At 72.2% G+C, this 19,656-nt stretch carries 18 protein-coding genes; 5 read left to right on the top strand and 13 right to left on the bottom strand.

Annotation, left to right across the window (positions count from 1 at the left end; all coding sequences use genetic code 11):
- Positions 1 to 284: 284 nt before the first annotated feature.
- The 5 genes from ACERM0_RS12960 to ACERM0_RS12940 all read right to left on the bottom strand — a co-directional run bounded on the left by ACERM0_RS12960 (position 285) and on the right by ACERM0_RS12940 (position 4,550).
- The gene (locus ACERM0_RS12960) at positions 285 to 1,112 is read right to left on the bottom strand and encodes a dioxygenase (protein WP_373679027.1); all 828 of its coding nucleotides are present in this window, start codon (positions 1,110 to 1,112) and stop codon (positions 285 to 287) included.
- 42 nt (positions 1,113 to 1,154) lie between these two features.
- Positions 1,155 to 1,970 carry a citryl-CoA lyase gene (locus ACERM0_RS12955; protein WP_373679026.1) on the bottom strand — a complete coding sequence of 272 codons (816 nt, stop codon included), beginning with the start codon at positions 1,968 to 1,970 and terminating at the stop codon, positions 1,155 to 1,157.
- 11 nt (positions 1,971 to 1,981) lie between these two features.
- Positions 1,982 to 3,169, bottom strand: coding sequence for a CaiB/BaiF CoA transferase family protein (locus tag ACERM0_RS12950; RefSeq protein ID WP_373679025.1), 1,188 nt, complete (start codon positions 3,167 to 3,169; stop codon positions 1,982 to 1,984).
- 87 nt (positions 3,170 to 3,256) lie between these two features.
- Entirely contained in the window at positions 3,257 to 4,069 is an 813-nt protein-coding gene (locus tag ACERM0_RS12945; protein ID WP_373679024.1) for an IclR family transcriptional regulator C-terminal domain-containing protein, read from the bottom strand.
- Between the two features lie 94 nt (positions 4,070 to 4,163).
- Entirely contained in the window at positions 4,164 to 4,550 is a 387-nt protein-coding gene (locus tag ACERM0_RS12940) for a DoxX family protein (protein WP_373679023.1), read from the bottom strand.
- Between the two features lie 154 nt (positions 4,551 to 4,704).
- Between ACERM0_RS12940 and ACERM0_RS12935 the strand changes: the two genes are divergently transcribed.
- Together ACERM0_RS12935 and ACERM0_RS12930 are read left to right on the top strand one after the other, a co-directional pair.
- A complete protein-coding gene (locus ACERM0_RS12935; protein ID WP_373679022.1) occupies positions 4,705 to 6,192 on the top strand; it encodes an amidohydrolase family protein in 1,488 nt (495 codons plus the stop codon).
- 248 nt (positions 6,193 to 6,440) lie between these two features.
- Positions 6,441 to 6,728, top strand: coding sequence for a hypothetical protein (locus tag ACERM0_RS12930; protein ID WP_373679021.1), 288 nt, complete (start codon positions 6,441 to 6,443; stop codon positions 6,726 to 6,728).
- A gap of 3 nt (positions 6,729 to 6,731) precedes the next feature.
- On the opposite strand, the gene ACERM0_RS12925 is transcribed toward ACERM0_RS12930, so the two are convergent.
- Complete coding sequence (locus ACERM0_RS12925; protein ID WP_373679020.1) at positions 6,732 to 8,870, bottom strand: amino acid permease; 2,139 nt, start codon at positions 8,868 to 8,870, stop codon at positions 6,732 to 6,734.
- 108 nt (positions 8,871 to 8,978) lie between these two features.
- Positions 8,979 to 9,692 carry an alpha/beta fold hydrolase gene (locus ACERM0_RS12920; RefSeq protein ID WP_373679019.1) on the bottom strand — a complete coding sequence of 238 codons (714 nt, stop codon included), beginning with the start codon at positions 9,690 to 9,692 and terminating at the stop codon, positions 8,979 to 8,981.
- An 84-nt stretch (positions 9,693 to 9,776) separates the two neighbouring features.
- On the opposite strand from ACERM0_RS12920, the gene ACERM0_RS12915 reads away from it, so the two are divergent.
- Entirely contained in the window at positions 9,777 to 10,568 is a 792-nt protein-coding gene (locus ACERM0_RS12915; RefSeq protein WP_373679018.1) for a nucleotidyltransferase domain-containing protein, read from the top strand.
- Positions 10,569 to 10,578: 10 nt separating this feature from the next.
- On the opposite strand, the gene ACERM0_RS12910 is transcribed toward ACERM0_RS12915, so the two are convergent.
- Both ACERM0_RS12910 and ACERM0_RS12905 read right to left on the bottom strand, forming a co-directional pair.
- On the bottom strand, positions 10,579 to 10,986 hold the full coding sequence (locus ACERM0_RS12910) for a VOC family protein (RefSeq protein ID WP_373679017.1): 408 nt from the start codon (positions 10,984 to 10,986) through the stop codon (positions 10,579 to 10,581).
- A 106-nt stretch (positions 10,987 to 11,092) separates the two neighbouring features.
- Positions 11,093 to 11,962 carry a helix-turn-helix domain-containing protein gene (locus ACERM0_RS12905; protein WP_373679016.1) on the bottom strand — a complete coding sequence of 290 codons (870 nt, stop codon included), beginning with the start codon at positions 11,960 to 11,962 and terminating at the stop codon, positions 11,093 to 11,095.
- A gap of 140 nt (positions 11,963 to 12,102) precedes the next feature.
- On the opposite strand from ACERM0_RS12905, the gene ACERM0_RS12900 reads away from it, so the two are divergent.
- Entirely contained in the window at positions 12,103 to 13,179 is a 1,077-nt protein-coding gene (locus ACERM0_RS12900; protein ID WP_373679015.1) for a winged helix DNA-binding domain-containing protein, read from the top strand.
- A 26-nt stretch (positions 13,180 to 13,205) separates the two neighbouring features.
- Here ACERM0_RS12900 and ACERM0_RS12895 read toward each other — a convergent pair whose 3' ends face one another.
- Positions 13,206 to 14,072, bottom strand: coding sequence for an SDR family NAD(P)-dependent oxidoreductase (locus ACERM0_RS12895; RefSeq protein ID WP_373679014.1), 867 nt, complete (start codon positions 14,070 to 14,072; stop codon positions 13,206 to 13,208).
- A 172-nt stretch (positions 14,073 to 14,244) separates the two neighbouring features.
- Here ACERM0_RS12895 and ACERM0_RS12890 point away from each other — a divergent pair, with 172 nt between their 5' ends.
- Positions 14,245 to 15,618, top strand: a complete 1,374-nt coding sequence (locus ACERM0_RS12890) for an FAD-binding oxidoreductase (protein WP_373679013.1) — start codon at positions 14,245 to 14,247, stop codon at positions 15,616 to 15,618.
- A gap of 67 nt (positions 15,619 to 15,685) precedes the next feature.
- On the opposite strand, the gene ACERM0_RS12885 is transcribed toward ACERM0_RS12890, so the two are convergent.
- From ACERM0_RS12885 to ACERM0_RS12875, 3 genes are all read right to left on the bottom strand, one after another.
- Positions 15,686 to 16,831: a M14 family zinc carboxypeptidase gene (locus tag ACERM0_RS12885; RefSeq protein ID WP_373679012.1), complete on the bottom strand. Its 1,146-nt coding sequence runs from the start codon at positions 16,829 to 16,831 to the stop codon at positions 15,686 to 15,688.
- 159 nt (positions 16,832 to 16,990) lie between these two features.
- Positions 16,991 to 17,332, bottom strand: coding sequence for a hypothetical protein (locus tag ACERM0_RS12880; RefSeq protein ID WP_373679011.1), 342 nt, complete (start codon positions 17,330 to 17,332; stop codon positions 16,991 to 16,993).
- A gap of 149 nt (positions 17,333 to 17,481) precedes the next feature.
- Positions 17,482 to 19,584, bottom strand: coding sequence for a transcriptional regulator (locus ACERM0_RS12875; RefSeq protein ID WP_373679010.1), 2,103 nt, complete (start codon positions 19,582 to 19,584; stop codon positions 17,482 to 17,484).
- Positions 19,585 to 19,656: the final 72 nt, after the last annotated feature.

Below are 19,656 nucleotides of genomic sequence, written 5' to 3'. Positions count from 1 at the left end.
CCCGTCGACGTTCGGACGGCTACTGGTCCCAGCCGTAGGTCGGCAGGCCGGAGACGTCGTCACCGTTCAGTGCGTCGACGCTGCCTCGGCCATCCGGTCGGCCATACCGAACGGGGCCGGCCTCGGGCGGACATCCCGAGCACGGCAGCCAGGCGCTGTCGTGCCGTCAACGTGCGCCTCGACCCACCGGAACGCGGCGCGCAGACCACGTACAGGTCGCGCGCTAGGGGAGGGAACGCGGTGTGGCTGCCGGGACGGCCGCGGGGGTGGAGCCGTCCCGGCGGTCACGTCGCCCGGACGAGCCGGACGTCGAAGCGGGCGCGGAGGGTGCCGTCCTCGACCTGGTCGAGCTTCGTGACCAGCGACTCGCGGACGCCGAAGACGACATCGGTGTCGAGGTAGCGGCAGTCGGCGTCGTACAGCTGCGTCACCAGCGGCTGGTAACCCTCGGCGCTGACCCGCAGGTGGATGTGGGCCGCCCGCATCGGGTCGCGCTGCAGCAGGTCGAGCAGCCGGCCGACGGGGCCGTCGGTCGGCACGGAATAGCCGAACGGGCGGTTGGTCATGAGCCAGTAGCGCCCGTCCTCGTCGGTGAGGAAGCGGCCCCGCATGTTGTTCTCCACCATGTCGGGGTCCTGGCCGTCATAGGCGCCGTTCGCGGCGATCTGCCAGACCTCGACCTGGGCGCCGATCAGCGGGGCACCGCCCTGGCCGGTGACCCGGCCCTCCAGACGCAGCGGCTCCCCCTCGTACTGCTTGACGATGGAGTCGCCGTTGTCCAGCAGGGGCGCGTCGGAGACGTAGAACGGTCCCAGCAGGGCGTTCTCCGTCGCGTCCTCACCCTGCGGCCCGTTGAGGAAGTCCACCAGTGCGGAGATGCCGAACACGTCCGACAGCAGCACGAACTCCTGCCGCTTGTCGTCGCTCATCTTCCCGACCGCCGTGAGGAACTCGACCGCCGCGAGCCATTCATCGACGGTCAGGTTCGTCTCGATGACGAAGTCGTGCAGGTGCTGGGCGAGCTTGGTGAACAGCTCGCGCACGCGCGGGTCGGGTGCGGCGCCGAACGCGCTCACGACCTGGTCGCGCAGGTTCTCCGGTGTCGTCGTCATGACCCCTCCCACTCCTCTTCACCCCGGCGCCTCCCGCCGCGGTCACTCCGGGTCGACGTAGTCCGTGTGTCGGTGCACGGACAGGTAGATCTCGTTGGCGATCGGTTGCTCGAGCTCCTCGGCGAGCTGGCCGATCAGGCCGGCCGCGCGTGCGAGCAGTGCCACGCCGCGCAGCATCGGCAACGGGATGCCGGCGTCCACCAGCGCGGCCCCGCCCACCCCCGCGCCGTTGAGCGGCAGCGTGCGGCCGAGCACCTCGTGGTGCACGCGCCCGATCGCCTCGAACAACCGCAGGTGCGGGCCGCGCAGGCCCGCCTCCTCGGCGATCTGCAGGATCCGGGGCACGCGCGGGTCGGAGGTGTGCGTCGGATGGCCGAGGCCGGGGATGATGCGGCGGGCGGCGCGCTCCTCCTTGACGATCTGGCGCGCCACCTCGTCCCAGCCCGCGTCCTCGTCGGGCAGCGGCGCCTCCAGCGCCGACACCTTGGCCGCGAGGAACTGCCCGCAGTCCTCGGTGACCCCGAGGAAGCGTGAACCGCCGCCGAGCAGGCCGGCTGCCAGCGCTCCCTGCAACGCGTCGGGTGCGCTCAGGAGCGTCAGGCGCGCCGCGATCGCGGTCGGCACGAATCCGTGGTCGGCCAGCGACGCCAGCACGGCCTCGAACACGCGGGTCTGGCCCGGTTCGGGGCGCCGCCGCAGCAGCAACCACAACGACAGCTCACCGAAGCCGACCTCGCCCATGATGTCGGACGCGAGGTCCTCGCCGAGCAGGGTGATGGTGGTCGCGTCGGAGGCGCCCAGCGACGTGCGGTAGCGGGGCTCGGCGGCGTCGGTCACGGTCGTGTCGCTCCTGGTCATGGTCGGTGAGGTCAGCCCCGCGGGCGCCGCAACCACGCCCGCACCTCGTCGCCGTGCTCGTCGAGGGCCGGCGGGGCGTAGCGGTAGGACGGCGGCGTCGTGGAGAACGAGATCGGGTTGCGCACCGACGGGATCGCCGCGTCGCCCTCGCCGACCTCGACGACCGGTTCGAGCCCGATCGAGTCGGCGAACGCGACCCCCTCGGGGACCGTGTTCACCGGACCGCCCGGGAGCCCCTTCTCGCGGAAGCGGGCGAACCACTCCTCGGTCGTGCCCTTCGCCAGCGCGTCGACCAGCAGTGGTTTGAGCTGGTCGCGACGGGCCGTGCGGTCCTCGTTGGACTGGAAGCGGTCGTCCTCGGCCAGCTCCGGCACGCCCAGCACGTCGCAGAGCAGGGCGAACTGGCCGTTGTTCCCGGCGATCACGATGATCGCGCCGTCGGCGGTCGGCAGCGGTTCGTAGGGGAACAGGCTCGGGTGGGCGTTGCCCATGCGGTAGGGCGTGACGCCGCCGGCGACGGCGGCGCTGCTGTGGTTGACCAGGCCGGACAGCGCCGAGGACAGCAGGTTCACCTCGACGTGCTGGCCCTGGCCGGTGGCATGGCGGTGGTTGATCGCCGCCAGGATCCCGATCGCAGCGTGCATGCCCGCCATGACGTCGAACACCGAGATGCCGGCCCGGTACGCCTCGCCCGCCGGGTCGCCGGTGAGGCTCATCAGGCCCGAGATGCCCTGCACCATCAGGTCGTAGCCGGCCAGCTTCGCGCCCTCGGGCGTCGACCCGAACCCCGAGATCGAGGCGTACACGATCCCGGGGTTGGTGGCCCGGACGCTGTCGAAGTCGAGGCCGAAGCGCGCCATGCCGCCCGGTCGCATGTTCTCGATCAGGACGTCGGCGCGCCCGGCCAGTTCACGCGCCAGACCGAGGTCGTCGGGGTCCTTGAGGTTCAGTGCGATGGACCGCTTGTTGCGGTTGACGCCGAGGTAGTACGTGGAGATCCCGTCGCGCACCGGCGGCATCCAGGTGCGGGTGTCGTCCCCGGACGGACCCTCCACCTTGACCACCTCGGCGCCGAGGTCGGCCAGCAGCATCGTCGCGTAGGGCCCCGCCAGGATGCGGGAGAAATCGGCGACCACCAGGCCGGACAGCGGCCCGGTGGCGTCGGCGTGCGGGGCGGATGCGGGCGTTGGCGACGTCACGTCGACTCCGGATGACCGTTGTGCGGACACGTGTCCGCATGGTCGCCTGCCGGGTCGCGCACGTCAAGGCGGCCCCGGGGCGGGAGGTCATGGGACCGGGGCGCCCATCGTCACCTGGGGGACGGCGTCGCGCAGCGCGTAGTCGTGGCTGATGCGGCCGGCGGCGGCCAGCAGCCGCGGCAGGTGCTCGTCGGTCAGCGTCTCGACCGACGTCTCGGCCGCGTGCACGGTGACGTTCATGGCCGCGACCACCCGGCCCTCGCCGTCACGCAGCGGCACCGCGGCAGAACGGATCCCGGCCGCGAGCTGTTCGTCGGCCACCGCCCAGCCGCGGGCCCGAACCTCGCGCAAGTGCTGCTCGCGCTCCTCACGCGACGGCTGCCAGCGTGGGGTGATCCCCGAGCGGCTCGGCTCGGCGAGCCGCGTTTCGACCTCCTCGGGCGGCAACGCGGCGAGCAGGACCTTGCCCAGCGAGGTCTGCAGGGCCGGGAAGCGGGTGCCGATGGCAACCGCGAACGTGATGATCTTGGGCACCGCCACACGTGCGACGTAGACGATGTCCGACCCGTCGAGCTGCGCGATGGAACTGGACTCGCCGGTCTGGCGGACCAGGTCCTCCATGTGCGGGCGGGCGAGCTCCCACAGCCCCTGCGAGTGCACGTAGGCCGTACCGAGCTCCAGCACGCGGGGGGTCAGCGACCAGCCGCGGTCGTCCAGGCGGGCGTAGCCGAGTTCCTGAAGAGTCAACAGGATCCGGCGCGCGGTCGGCCTCGCCAGGCCAGTGGCCTCGGCCACCTCGCTCAGGACCATCGTCGGTCGCGACGGTGCGAACGCCCGGATCACGTCGATGCCGCGCGCCAGTGCCTCGATGAAATCGGGCCCCGTCTGGCTCCGGGCCATCCTGTCGCCTCCTCGCGTGGCGGACGCGTGCCCGCCGACCTCGCAAACCGTACGCGCCGGCGGCCGACCCGTCGTCGAGGCCGTCCGGCTGTCGTCACCGGCGGCGTCGTTCGCCGCCCTCCGTGGCCGCCGCGACGGCCACGAGTCCACCGATCAGCCCCAGGTTCTTGAGGAACTGAATGCGGTTCGTCTTGCGCGTCGCGGGGTCCTCGTGCTTCCAGAACGCGTGGCCGGCCAGGGTGGTCGGCACCAGGGACACGGCCAGGCCCGTCGCCGCGCTGCGCGGCAGCACGCCGAGCCCCAACGCCACCCCGCCTGCCGTCATGGCCGCACCGTTGAGCCGCACGGCCGCCTCGGGGTTCGGGATCCCGATGCCGGCCGCGAGGTCCACGCGTCCGCCCGGTTCGGCGGCTGCTTCGTAGCCCAGTACGACGAAGGGCGCGGCGAGCAGCACTCGGGACAGGCGGCGGGCGATCGGCATGCGGGGTCCTCCTGGCGCGTTTCCGGCGGCGCTTGACATCCGTCGATGCCGCGCAGAATATGCCGTGTGTCCGCCAGACGGATGGGTGTCCGTTGGTTGGCGGCGGCAGCGCACGGGACTGCGCGGCGCGCGACGCGCAATCGGGAGAGGACGTATGACCGACACTCCAGCGACCCGTGACGGACTCAACAGCGGCCGGCCCACCGTGCTGCGCGGCGGCACCGTGCTGACCATGGACCGCAGTGACACGGTCCTCGAACGCGGAGACGTGCTGATCGTCGACGACCGCATCGAGGCCGTCGGTACCGACCTCGAGGTACCCGACGACGCCGTGGAGATCGACGCCTCGGGCGGGATCGTCATGCCCGGCATGATCGACACGCACCGCCACATGTGGCAGACGGCGATGCGCGGCTACGGCGCCGACTGGACGCTCACCCAGTACTTCGTCTTCTACTACCTCAACTGGGGCAAGATCTTCCGGCCCGAGGACATCCACGCCGGCAACCTGCTCGCCGCCGTGGAGGCGCTGGACGCCGGCGTCACGACCGTGGTCGACTGGTCGCACGGCCTGCAGACCGTCGACCACGCCGAGGCGGCCGCCGACGCGCTGACCGCCATGCCGGGGCGTTACGTGCTGGCCTACGGCAACATCCAGGCCGGCCCGTGGGAGTGGGTGCCCAGCGCCGACGTGCGCGCCTTCATCGATCGGCGCCGGGGCGGGAAGGAGGACCTGCTCCAGGTCCAGCTCGCCTTCGACGTGACCGGTGACCCGGCCTTCCCGGAGAAGGCGGCCTTCGAGGCGGCCCGCGAGCAGGGGTTGCGGGTCACCACGCATGCCGGGGTCTGGGGCGCCACCAACGACAACAGCATCCAACTGATGTGCGACCACGGGTTCATGACGCCCGACGTCACCTACGTGCACGCGGCCTCGCTGTCGCACGACTCCTACCAGCGCATCGCCGCGTCCGGTGCGTTCGCGTCGGTGTCCACGGAAAGCGAACAGAGCGCCGGCCAGGGCTACCCGCCCACCTACGCGCTGCGCCGGCACGGCATCCCGGTCTCGCTGTCGATGGACACCAGCGTGTGGTGGAGCGGCGACCTGTTCAACGCCATGCGGGCGACCCTCAGCGCCGACCGCAGCCGCGACCACCTCGACACCCAGGCCGACGGCGACACCGTCGTCTACAACGCGCTGCGTGCCGACGACGTCGTGCGGTGGGGAACCCGGGGTGGTGCGCAGGCATTGGACCTCGACGATCTCGTCGGTTCGCTCGAGCCGGGCAAGAAGGCCGACGTGGTCCTGGTCAAGAACGACCGCTCGCCGGCCATGTACCCGATCCTGCACCCCTACGGGCACGTCGTGTTCCAGGCCACGCGCGCGGACGTGCACTCCGTCTTCGTGAACGGGCGCGCCGTCAAGTACGCCCACGAGCTCGTCGACGTCGACCTGCAGCGCGCCAAGGACGAGGTCGGCCGCACCATCGACTACCTGCGGTCGGAGATGGGCGAGCAGGAGTGGCGCAGCGGCATGTCGCCCGACCTGCCCGAACAGCAGCTGTTCGACAACCCCTACCAGTACACCGACTGGGAAGGCGGCCGCGGCGCCAAGGGCGTGATCCCCAGCGCCGGTCGCGCCTGACCGGCCGGGCACGATCCGGAGGGGCCGGACGACGAGGTCTCGCGTCCGGCCCCTCCTTCCATGCCCGTCCGTGCCGCCTCCGGCTCCCTGATCGTTGGCCGGTATCGGCGGTGGCACCCGCACGGCAGGGTGGGCCCCGGGAGCGAGGGAAGTCCGTCGAGGTGAGCATCCTGAGGATCGAGCGCGCCGCGACGACGGAAGGTGCGTCAGCGACGTGGCCGTGTGCGTGGTGTGGCGACGAGCAGGACGTGGCCGACGGATGGATCGTCACCCACGAGGACGCCGTTCCCGGTCAGGCCCTCAAGGCGTTCGTCTGTGACGGCTGCGCCGTGGCGGAGGCCCGCCGCACACGGGCTCACGCCGCCCACGGCCGGCAGCGCTGCGCCCGGTGCCGGCGTCGGCGTCCGGAGGCCGAGTCGGCCGTGCTCGAGCAGGTCGACGACGTGACCGGAGACGCCTTCCGCGTGCCGCTGTGCCGCGCCTGTGCCGACACGGAGCTGGCACGCCTGCGTGACACCATGACGTCCGGCGTCTGATCCTCAGTCGTTCGCCGGCTCGTCGCGCACCAGCGACGCGACGTCGTCGGGTGAACCGATCACGGTGACGCGGTCGCCCTCGCGCAGCTGTGTGTCGCCGTTGGGCACGATCGTGCGGTTGCCGCGTCGGATCAACGCGACGAGCGTGTCACCTGGGAAGTCGATCTCGCGCAGCCGACGGTCGACCATCCGGGCCGGCGGGCCAGGAGCCCCGACCACGAAGGAGTGGAAGCGCTCGTCTCGTAGCAACGTCTCCAGCAGTTGCTGGTCGTCACCGGCATGACGCCAGGCGCGGACGAAGTCGGGGACCTCGACCATCGACACCAGTTGCGCCAGCAGCCGCAGGTGCTGGGTGACCGGCTCCGGGGGACTGACGAGATAGAGCAGCGCGTGGACGGTGCCCCGCGCGTCGGGTTCGCCGTTCCCGGCATCGGCGCCCGGGAAGCGGGCGGCGCCGGCGATCTGCACGCCGCGCCTGCTGCGGACGAGGACGACCTCGGCCTGCTCGATCTCGTCGAGTACGAAGTCGTAGACCACCGCCGGTGCCCGCTCGGGAACGATGCCGCGTGCCGCCCGGAGGTCGATCGAGCCGTTGCGGCGTCCGTCCGGGCCCCGCAGCGCCGCGTCGAAGGCGGTCAGCACGCGCGCGTTCACGTCCTCGAGGTCGGTCGGCCCGTCCAGGTCGATGACCCGCGCACGAGCGATCAGGGCGTCGAAGGAGTCGCCCTCGCTTGCGCCCCGCTCCTGCAGGATGCTCCACAGTTCCTCGTCGACCCCCTCGTCGTGGAGTTCACCGAGCCGGCGGAAGACGCCGAACAGCGCGCCTCGGCGTTCGACGCGCTCGCGGACGTACAGCCGGTACCACAGGTACGAGCCGACGATGATCACCAGGATGAAGGCGACGTAGAAGGTCCCGAGGGTGAAGATGAGGCCGAACGTCGCGACGAAGCCCGCGATCTGCATCCACGGGTAGAACGGTGAGCGGTAGCCGGGCGCGTAGGAGGCGATGCGCCCCTCGCGCATCAGGATCACGGACAGGTTGATGAGCGCGAACAGCAGCAGCAGGAACGCGCTGCCCAGGCTCGCGAGCCGCTCGACGTCGAGGAACAGGATCGCGGCCACCATCAGGGCGCAGGTGACGACGATGCTGACCGTCGGCGTCCCGAACCGCCCGAGCCGGTCGAAGCCGCTCCACATCAGCCGGTCGCGGGCCATGGCCAGCGGGTAGCGCGAGGCCGTCAGGATGCCGGCGTTGCCCGTGGAGGCGAACGCCGTCACCGCAGCCAGGACGATCAGCCCCAGCGCCACCGCCCCGGGCAGCCAGTCGAAGACCTGGGCCCCCGCCGTGGCCACCGGGGTCAAGTCCTCACGCAGCTCGTCGGCCGGCAGCACGCCGACGAGGACGGCGACCCCCGCGGTGTAGATGGCACCCACCGTCAGCAGCGCCAGGATCATGCCCAGCGGCAGGTTGCGGTCGAGGTCGCGGATCTCCTCGGCGGCCGACGACACCTTCGTCAGACCCGCGTAGGAGATGAAGACCAGCCCGATCGTGGAGACGAACCCCTCGATGCCGAACGCGAAGAACGGGCGGAACTGCCCGGCGACCGTCTCGCCGGCCAGGGTCAGGTCCAACAGTCCGTTGGCGATGAAGAAGCTCATGATCGCGACGAGCGTGGCGACCAGCCAGACCTGCAGACGTGCCGTCTCCTTCGCCCCGAGGACGTTGAGCACCCCGAACCCGACCGTCAGGGCGATCGCGAGCGAGCGGACCGGCAGGTCGGCGTAGAGCGACAGGTACGCGCCCATGCCGACCAGGGCGAACGCGCTCTTGGCGATCAGCACCAGCCAGGCACCGAGGCCACCGACCGTGCCCGCCAGCGGTCCCATGCTGCGGTGGATGAAGAAGTACGTGCCGGCGGCGCGCGGCATGGCGCTGGACAACTCCGCGATGGAGTACATCGCGGGCACCATGAGCACGCTGGAGACGAGGTAGGCGAGCACCACCGATGGACCGGCGTTGGCGGCGGCGATGCCCGGCAGCAGGAAGAAGCCGGAGGCGAACATCGCGCCGGTGCAGATCGCGTACACGTCGAGGAGGCCGAGCTGCTTCTCCAGGCGGCCCCCACCCTCGACGTCGGCCAAACGGGACTCCTCCGGGGGGCGACGGGTCCGGTGTCCACGCGAACCGTAGTGGGTGCACCGAGCCGCGGCACCGAACGGCTGGACCGACTGCCGTGTCCGCGAAGCGGCTCAGGCGTCGGACGGTGCTGACCGGTGGCTCGCCGCGGCGAACAGGGACTCGACCGCGTCGACGACCGGTTCGGGGTTCGTGAACATGCCGAGGTGGTCGCTGTCGAGCGCACGGCAGGGCCAGCCTCGCCGCTGCGCTTCGCCGAGTTCTTCGTCGTAGGCATCGCTGAGGCGCAGGTAGACGCAGCCGTCGACCGACCAGTCCGGCGGCATCGGGACCGGCTCGTCGTAGAAGTCCCTGGGCACGCGCGGCAGTTCCTGGCGCAGGACCGCGCGATCGGCCGGGTCGGGCAGGAGGTCGGCCACGACGTCGTCGGGCCACCAGTCGAGCCACGGCCGCAGCCGGCCGGCTTCCGACTGACCATCGAGGAACCGGAGCATGGCATCGGAGCTCTGGTGTGCGCCGGTCGTCGGCGGGACCACGGCGTCCACGAACACCAGCCCACCGAGCCGGTCGTCCAGCCCCGCACCGATGGCAGGTAGCAGCACGCCCGCGCCCGAGTGCCCGGCGACGACCACGGGTGCGGCCAGGTCGGCGGCTGCCGACACCGCGGCGTCCACGAACCAGCGCCAACGCGGCGGACCCGCCTCGGCGACCCCGGTCAGGTTCGGCAGCCGGATCTCGCAGCCCCTCGCGGCCAGCACGCGCGCCACTGGGTCCCACGTCGTGGGACCGACCAGCGGGCTGTGGACCAGCAGGACCGACGTCTCCATCGTCCGACGATAGCGATCCATCGAGGGCATAGGGTCGTGCCCGCCCACGCGTCCGCTGGGCAGGGCACAGCGCAGGAGCACCACGTGCGCGATCCGCGTGAGGGCGTGGCGGCCGACGGCACGATCGTGACCGGCGCGGACGCGGCCCACCTCGACGTGGCCTTCGCGCCCGTCGTCGACGATGCCGTCTCGCGCCTGCGTGCCGAGGTGGGTGCCAGCCTGCACGGCATCTATCTGTACGGCAGCGTGGCCACGGGCCAGGCGGTCGTGGCCCGCTCCGACCTCGATCTGATCGTCGTGCTGCGTACCACCGTGGACGCGGCCCTGGGCGACGTCGCCGCGGAGGTCGGCCGGCGACACCGCGACGTGGTGCGCGGCGTGGCGGTCGGCACCGTGACGTTCGAGGACTTTTGGCGCCCGGATCCAGCGGCCGCGGCCGACCGCTGCTTCCTGCGGCACTACACCGTGTACCTCGCCGGCGAGGACCTGCGACCGACGTTGCCGGCCTGCCGGCCGTCCACCGAGCTGGCGGTCGGCTTCAACGGCGACCTCGGTGCAGTGCTGGCCGACGTCCGCCGCCGGCTCGAGACGACGACCGATCCGGCGGCGCGTGCCGCCCTGGAGGTGCGGGTCTGCCGCAAGCTGCTGATGGCCGCCGCCACCCTGCTGAGCGTCGAGACCGGCGGCTGGTCGACCGATCGGGCAACCGGTGCCGCGCTCGTGGCCCGCGTCGCGCCCGCCCTGCGCGCCTCGGCAGAAGCGGCGCTCCGGCGTAGCGAGGAGGGTGCGGGGCTCGCCGACGAGGACGAGCTCCTGCGTCTCGTCGACGGACTCGGCGCCTGGCTGGTGGATCGCTACCGCGCCGCCGGTTCCTGATCGGCGTGTGTCACTCGCCGGTGCTGGCCCACGGGTCGTAGGTGCCGAAGGTCCACAGGTGGCCGTCGAGGTCGCGGCAGGTGTAGTCCGTGCCGTACTCCTGCTCCCGCAGCGGGATGACGATCTGCGCCCCGGCGGAGCGGGCTCGCTCCTCGTGGGCGGCGACGTCGTCCACGACGACGTAGTAGCCGCCGGTGGGGCCAGCGTCGTCGACCGCGCGGAGCAGACGGCCGTACTCGGTGCCGTCCACGGGGGCCGGCATCACCATCGCGCCGCCGAGCACGAGTTCGACGTGCTGCAGGTTGCCGCGCTCGTCCTCGTAGACCGCGTGCCGTTCGAACCCGAAGGCCTCGACCAGGAAGTCGATGGCCTTGGGCAGGTCGCGGTAACCGGGGACCGGGATCAGCTGGGGCCGCATGTGTACTCCTCGCGTCGACGGGCAGGAACACGAAGGACGCTACGACGGCGACCGTGACCTGGCTTGGAAGAATCGGAAGGGTCGATGGTCCCCGCCGGCGAGACGGTCACCGCCCGGTGAGGTCGAAGACGCCGCCCTGGTCGGGGAGCCGATCACCGACGAGCTGCCGCGGGGTCAGCCCGGCGAAGCGGCGCACCTCGGTGGTGAGGTGCGCCTGGTCGTAGTAGCCGACGCGGTGCGCGATCTCCGCCAGCGATGGGCGATCGGGGCGCGCGAGCAGGGCCGCCGCCCGCTCGAACCGCACGAGCCCGGCCATCCGCTTCGGTGACATCCCGAGCTGGTCACCGAACTGGGAGGCGAGTCGTCGCTCGCTCCATCCCAGTTCGCGGGCGAGCGCACCAACGCGCACACGGCCGCCGGTGGCCCGGATGCGGCGCCAGGCCTGGTGGACCTCGGTGCGAGGGAGCATGCCGCGGTGGAGGTTGGCGATCAGCAGCCGGTCGAGCATCCGGAAGCGGTCGGGCCAGCTCGGCGCCGTGGCGAGCCGCTCCACGACGCGGTCGGCGTGCCGGCCGAACACCGAGTGCAGCGGGAGCGTCCGCCCGGTCAGCTCACGCAACGGTCGCCTCAGCAGGCGGAAGGCGGCTACGGGACCGAGATCGACCTGGATGCCGTGGTAGGACGGCGCGTCGATCAGTACGTGCCGGTCGTAGAGGCCCGCGACGAAGGAACCGAGTGTCACGGGCTCGGTCCCGGCATCCGGAGAGGACACGGTCTGGGGCGGGCCGAAGCCGAACACCAGTGCCACCGAAGCGCCGGGGATGCCGCGGTGCCGGGCCGGCCGGGCCAGCCGCTGCTCGTACCCGTGGTACCCCGCGACCAGCCCGCGCAGCGGCGCGCCGGGTCGCTGCCAGGCCCTGACCCATGTGCCCAGCGCCGACTCGTGTCGGCTCGTCACCCCGTCCGGCACATCCATGGCTCCACCATAGACATCCGTCCGGGGACGGGGTGGCCGGTCGACGTGCCGGCCCGTTGCCGTCTGCGTCACTCCTCCGACGAGGACCGGAACTGACACCATCGAGGCTTACCGTGACAGCGGCGGTGACGGGAGCTGGCATGGACGCACGAGCGATCGCCCGCTGGCGGGTGCGCACGCTGCGGCTCGCAGGGCAGGGTCACGCCTCCCCGGAGGCGGTCGTCGGTGGCCTGCTCGGGGTGCAGGCGGAGAACCACGGGCAGGCGTCGTGGGCCGTGGCGACCCGCACCAACGGCCTCACCGAGACCGAGTTCGCGCGCCGGTTCGACGCTGGCACCGTGCTGCGGACCCACGTGCTGCGGCCGACCTGGCACTTCGTGCGGCCGGGCGACATCCGCTGGCTGCTGGAGCTGACGGCGCCACGCATCCGGCGCACGTTCCGCCTGCACGAGCGCGAGCTCGGCCTGGACGGCGCCGCGATCGAACGTTCGCGGTCGGTCATCGCCTCGTCGCTCGCCGCCGATGGGCCGCTGACTCGTGCGGCCCTGGGGGAACGCTTGCGCGAGGCTGGCCTTCCCGCTGTGAACCTGGCCCTGGCCGTGCTGATGGCGGACGTGGAGCTGGAGGCCATCGTCTGCAGCGGACCGCTCGTCGATGGTCAGCACACCTATGCGTTGCTGGACGAGCGAGCGCCGTCGGCCCGCCGGCGCGACCGGGACGAAGCGGTCGCCGAACTCGTGGTGCGCTACTTCACGGGCCACGGCCCCGCCACCGAACGAGACCTCACCTATTGGGCGACGATGACCGTCACCGACGTCCGCGCGGGGCTGGCGGCCGCGGGCGACCGCCTCGCCAGCTTCGAGCACGACGGCCGCACCTACTGGCACGGCGGCGAGGTGCCGGACGATGGGCCGTTGGAACCGCGCGGCCACCTGCTGCAGACTCTGGACGAGTACCACAACGGCTATCAGGACTCCCGAGACGTGCTCGACGTCGACGGCATCGTCCCGCGCAGCCGCCGGACCGTCGGCATGGCCCTCGTGGACGCGCAGATGGTCGGCGGGATGCGTCGCCGAGTGGAACCCGACCGCGTGGTCTTCGAGGTCGAGTTGTTCCGCGGCCTGGCGCCCGACGAGCGGGCCGCCCTGCACGACGCCGCCGAGCGTTACGGCGACTTCCTCGGCCGCAGCCCGGAGCTCGTGCTCTCCGGCCCCTGAGCGCGGCTCGTGGTGCGCAGCGGTCCCTAGCGCAGGACGATCCGGTTGCCGGTCACGAGCCAGGACGCGTCGGAGCACAACCACGCGACCACCCCGGCCACCTCCTCCGGGCTGGCGACGTGCTGGTGCCCCCACGACGAGGCGACGAAGTCCCGGACGGGATCGGTCACCCAGCCCGTGTCCGTCACCGGCGGCATGAGCGCGTTCGCCGTGATACCGAGCTCGCCCAGCTCCGCAGCGGCGGTCATCGCGTAGTTGTCGAGAGCCGCCTTCGCCGCGCCGTAGGAGGCCTCGGACGGGAAGCCGTCCGGCCCCCCGGAGGTCAGCGTGACGATCCGGCCCCAGTCGTCACCCCGCTGGCGGTGCCGTCGCGCGTGCTCGGCGATCAGCAGTGCGCCGGCACGGGCGTCGACGGCGAACTGCTGGTCGAACGTCGCCGGCGTGACCGGTCGCACCGTCCGCTCGGCATGGTCGGTCCCGCCTCCACGGAACGAGTCGCCGACCCATCCGGTCGCGTTGTGCACCAGGATCCGCACCGGCGCGTCGAACGCCTCTTCCGCGCGGTCGTAGAGCCTGCGCGCGGCGTCGTCGTCGGCCAGGTCGACCGCCGCGGCGACCGCTCGACCGCCGTCGGCGCGGATCGTCTCCGCGACGAGTTCCGGATCGCGGGCGCGGGCCGTGTAGTAGGCCGCCGGCGTCGCGGGGTCCCGTTCGTCCTCGATGGGCAGGCCGGCGACGAGCACGTGTGCGCCGGTGGCCGCGAGATGCCGGGCCGTGGCGGCGCCGATGCCGTGGTTGGCCCCCGTGACCACGGCGACGGGATGGGCACCGCCGGAGCGGCGCGGCGGTGCCGGCACGGTGTCGGACCCGGTGACGGCGGCGGGCGTGGACATGGTCGTCTCCGGGACGGCGAGCGGCCACGGGGCCCCGAGGTCGGCGCAACGTAGCCGTCAGGGAGTGAAAGACGCCCATGGTGCGAACCCGATTGACGGCCACCTCGCGGCGACGGAGGGTCGACGAAGGTTCGGCCGCGGGGGTCGGACCGATGACCCTGGGGAGGGATCGATGGTGGATGCGACGCTGCTCGAGGACCTGCGTGCGGTGGTGCGTGGCGACGTGATCACCCGCGACGACGTCGCCTACGAAGAAGCCCGGACGGTCCGCAATGCCATGCACGACCGACATCCGCTGGCGGTCGTCCGAGCCCGCGACGTCGCCGACGTGATCGCCACGGTGCGCCACGCTCGCGACCACGGCATCGAACTGGCGGTTCGGGCCGGTGGCCACGCCGTGGCCGGATTCGGCACGCTCGACGACGGGATCGTGCTCGACCTGCAGCCGATGAAGGGGATCCGCGTCGACCCGATGGAGCGCACGGTGCGGGTCCAGGCCGGGTGCACCTGGGGCGACCTGGACCACGCGACGCACGCCTTCGGGCTGGCGACCACGGGCGGCCTGGTGTCGACGACCGGGGTCAGCGGTCTGACGCTCGGCGGCGGGATCGGCTACCTCGCACGGGCCCACGGGCTGTCACTGGACAACCTGCTGGCCGCTGACGTGGTCACCGCCGACGGCGAGTTCCTCCACGCCTCGGAGAAGGAGCACGCCGATCTGTTCTGGGCGCTGCGCGGTGGCGGCGGCAACTTCGGTGTGGTGACGGACCTGCTGTTCCGTCTCCACGAGGTCGACCAGATCCACGGTGGGCCGATGCTGTTCGAGCTCGAGGACGCCGAGGTGCTGCTGCGGACCTACCGTGACTGGATCGCCGCCGCACCACGCGCCATGGGCGCCTTCCCGGGCTTCCAGATCGCGCCACCACTGCCGTTCATCCCGGAGGAGCGGCACGGCGACACGTTCGTCATCGTGGTCGCCTGCTTCAACGGACCCGCCGAGGAGGGTGCGGCCCTGATCGACCAACTCCGCGACGTGGCGCAGCCCGCGGCGGAACACGTCGACACGATGCCGTATCCGGCGCTCAACAGCGCCTTCGACGCGCTGTTGCCGCCAGGCCTGCAGCACTACTGGAAGGCCAACTTCGTCACCGACCTGACCGACGAGGCGATCGCCGCTCACCTCGAGCACGGGCCGCGTGTGCCGAGCGTCCAGTCGACGATGCACCTGTACCCGATCGACGGTGCGGTCCACGACGTCGCGCCCAACGAGACGGCGTTCGCCCACCGGGAAGCCAACTTCGCCGCCGTCATCGCCGGCATGTGGGAGGACCCGGCCGACAACGACGCCAACATCGGTTGGGTCCGCGACTACTACGAGGCCATCGCCCCGCACTCGGAGTCCAGTGGTTACGTCAACTTCATGGCGGGAGACGACCAGGACCGCGTCCGCGACAACTACGGCGGCAACTACGCCCGCCTCGTCGCGATCAAGCGGCAGTACGACCCGGACAACGTCTTCCACCTCAACCAGAACGTCGTTCCCTGAGGCCCGGTCGGGCGTGGACGCACGACGGCGCGGTGCTGGTGCACCGCGCCGTCGTCCCCCGCGCGTCTCAGTTCGCGTTCTGGCGGTGTGGGATGTCCTCGTAGCGCTCCGGGTCGAGGTCACGCCACGAGCCGTCCGCGACCGCCTCGATCAGCCCCATCAGGCCGACCTCGATCTGCTTGATCGCCATGCCCATGCGCTTCTGGCCGGTCGACGTCGAGTTGCCACTGGTCTCGAACAGCACGGTCGCGCTGCCGCGCAGTGCGAACGACCCCAGCGCGGTGCCCGGCAGGTTGATGTTCTGCGGGTACAGCGTGATCGCACCGTAGGGCGAGTTGCCGATCTGCAGCGCGTCGTGCACGGCGAGGTTGGCCTGGCGCGACGCGTCGTAGTCGAACAGCGGCCAGTCCCCGTGCTCGCTCGGGTCGGCGATGAACCGTGCCGACAGCGACAGCGGCGAGTAGCCGTCCAGCCCGTCGCCGGTGTAGCAAGGCCCCTGGTTGTGCAGGTCGACGAAGACATCGACCACACCGAACTCGTCCTCCAGCGCGGCGTAGACGTCACGCAGCGTCTGGGCCTCCGGGGTGATGTACCAGCCCGTGCCGGCGCTGCTGCCGGGGAAGTCGGCGGGGTCGGGCACGTAGTCGAGGTCCGGGTTGAAGTCCCGGTTGACGTCGAAGCCCTGATTGTTCGTGTTGAAGTTCCAGGCCCGCCGGGCACCCTCGAGCTGCGGGAAGTCGGCGACGACCTCGTCCCAGGTCATCACGTTCTGGCGTTGGTTGGCCTCGCCGCCGTCGGCGTTGAGCATCGGCACGAACACCAGCGTGACCGCCTCGCGGATCTGCTGGGCCTGCGGCGAATTCGTGCTCAGCGTCTTCAGGATGTTCAGCACGGCGTGAACGTTGTGCTTCTCGTTGCCGTGGATCTGGCTGTTGACCAGGACGACCTGGTCGCCCTCGCCGACCCGGGCCGTCCAGATCTCGCGCCCGTGGTTGGTGTAGCCAGCGACGTCGACCTCGATGGCGCCGCGGCTGGTCCGCTCGAGCTGCTCGAGCGTGCGCCCGAGCTCGGCATGGTCGATGTGGCCGCTGATCGCCGTCGGCAGGTTGCGGTGACAGCGCGACTCCTCCGGGAACGCCTCGGCCGGCGCCGCGGCGCCCGGCAGCAGCGCGCCGGCCAGGGTCACGGCGGCCAAGCCGCTGGCCAGTCGCATGCGGGGGTTGCTACGGGTAGTGGTACTCACGTGGGGCTCTCCTCCCTCGCGGACCGGCGGAGGGGCCGTCCGGTCCGGACGAGGGAGGAAACAACTAGCCCGTTCGGGCCAGGTCAAGCGCGGATGACGGACTGACGCGCGGGCCGCACATCGCCGGAGTCACCGCGCCGCCGCGTCGAGATCCGCACTGCGGCTGAACTCCACCAGGCGGGCGCCCTGCTCGCTCCAGCATCGGTGCAGCGCCGGCCAGAAGAAGATGTCGCCGGCCGACGCGGTCTCGCGTTCACCGAACGCGAACCGCACGTCCACCCGGCCCTCCAGCACCACACCCCAGTGGTCGACGGGACACAGCCCACTCTCGGTGGTCGTCCCCAGGCGCTGCAAGTCACCGCCGGGGGCGACGTCGAGCACGCGCACGGCGGTGCCCGCCCACGTCGCGCGGCGTGCTTCGACCCCGTCGATGCGCCGCTCCACGGGCAGTCCGCCGGTCGACACGTTCATGATCGCTTCCTCCTCGTCGCCACCACGGCCTTCGCCGCCGCGGTGTCACCGGCACGGCGGAAGCAACCCTGTCACGGGCGTGACAGCCCGAGCGGTCGCCCTCGTGACGTCGAGGGCACGCCGCGAGACACGAAGTCCGCGTCCGACGGTCAGAGCTGCCAGTCGACCCGCACCCGCGGGTCCGGGCGGTAGCAGCAGTACGTACCGGTGTGCACGGTGTGCTGCAGGTGCTCCCCGAGGTCACGGTGGTGGGTCGCGATGCGGGCGAGCGCGTACCGCAGGGCCCGCGTCACGCTGGCGCGGGCACGCTCGGCGGCGGCACCCGCGGTGCGCGACCGGCCGCCGAGTCCGAATGCGCGCGCCAGTTCCCGCACGAGGTACTCGCGGTCCGCCTCCGCCCGGGCAGCCCGTTCGGCGTCGCCGAACCGTTCGGCCTCGGCGAGGTCGTCGTCGATTTCCGCCAGCCGGCGGCGGTACGCCTGCCGGGCCTGCTCGTCCAACAGCGGTCCGGCGTCGCCGCCGCGCGACGGCCGCAGCGCCGGCTCGTTGGCGGGCGACGGTGTGGACGCCCCGACCTCGGCCATGACGAGGTCGAGCGCGTGGAACTCGCGCCCGGGCTCGGCCAGCAGGCGTTCCAGGTGGCGCATGCCCTTCAGGTCGTGCAGCAGCACGGCGCGGCCGGCGAACACGATGCGGCGGGTGTCGCCCTCGCAACGGAAGACGGCTACGGCGTCGTCCACCACCGGGTCGTCGTGACGGACGGCGAGAGGCATCGCCGAGGTGGCGTGGCCGCCAACGGCAGGCGGGCCACCCGGCGGGACCGCGCCGATGCGGGTGAACGCGGCCGTGGCGGCCTGGGCCTCCAGCCGCGCACGGGCGTGGTTGCCGCACTCGCCGTAGGCCTCGGCGAGGAAGCCGCGCACCACCGCCGCCTCGTAGGGCGCACCGACGTCGCACCAGCCGGCCAGCGCCGTCTCGCCCTCGCCGACGGCCGCCTCGGCGTCACCGCGCGCGAGGGCCACCCGGCCCCGGGCCAGGGCCGCTGCGGCCTCCAGCGCACGGCTGCGGAAGGCGCCGGCGATGCCGGTCAGCTCCTCGGCGGCGCGCGCCGCCCGGTCGGGCTCACCGGCCGCCAGCGCGATCTCCACCTCGGCGGCCAGCGACGGGGCCCGCGGCAGGGGCCCGTAGGGCGGGCGCTCCTTGGACGGCACGTTGCCGGGATGCTCGAGCGCGGCGCGGATCAGCACCGAGGCAGACGTCACGTCGCCCTGCGCGAGCCGCAGCAGCGCCAGGCCAGGATGCGGATCCCAGCCGTGCCCGTGGGCCTCGAGGAAGGCCCGCTCGGCACCGGCGAGATCGCCCCTGCGTAGCCGGATGGTGCCCAGCTCGGTCAGCGGCCAGCCGAACTCCCGCCGCATCCACGGCCGCAGCTCCTCGCATGCGAGCAGTGCCTCGTGCTCCGCCTCGGCGCAGGATCCCCGGAGCCGCAGGATCTCGGCGCGGTGCACGCGGCAGCGGCCGTTGAGCCCGCCGAACGCGTTGCCGTGCCGCCAGCGCTCCATGGCGTCGGTCCACTCCTCGGCGCGGTCGTACTGCGCCAGTCCCTGCATGGCGCAGATCAGCTCGCACCACACCATGCCGGCGGCCAGCGGGTCCAACGACCCCGACAGCGTCGCGACCGCGGCTTCGTCGAGCAGTCGCAGGCCGTCTTCGACCTGCCCGTCGAAGATCATGGTCCGGGCCAGCGCGACCCGTCCCACGGCGGCCGGAGCGGCGGCATCGAGGCGGGTGCCGAGGTCGACCGCCGCCTCGGCCCACCGTCGCGTACCGGCGACGTCGCCGGAGAGCAGCCGCTCGTAGGCGCGCACCATCGCCAGCCCGGCGTGCACTGGCGACTCCGCCTGCCCGTCCAGCAGCCGCTCGGCCCGCGCGGTCCAGCCACGGACCGGCGCCATCAGCCCCGTGTCCATCATGAGGTAGGTGGCGATGGTGACGGCCGCGCCCGCGGCGGCCAGCGTGTCCCCGGCGGCGCTGTGGCGGCGGTGGAGTTCCTCCCAGGCGGCGATCGCGGCCTCCAGGTCACCGGCGCCGTAGGCGGCGTCGCCGAGCAGGTCCAGCTGCGCATCGGTGAGCCCGCCGGCCTCCCGGGCCTCCAGCAGGAGGTCGAACGCCCGCCGCCAAGCGCCCGCGGCCAACGCCTCCCGCACCGTCTGGGTGAGGGAGTCCTCGATGGCGAGTTCTCGAGCCGGCATGCCGTCGCCCCCTGACGGACCGAGCGTAGGTGCCGCCCGTATGTCGAGCGAGCGGAATCGCGGCCCTGTTCC

The organism is Egicoccus sp. AB-alg2 (assembly GCF_041821065.1).
Taxonomy (GTDB): Bacteria; Actinomycetota; Nitriliruptoria; order Nitriliruptorales; family Nitriliruptoraceae; genus Egicoccus.
This window is presented reverse-complemented; position numbering and strand designations above follow the sequence as displayed.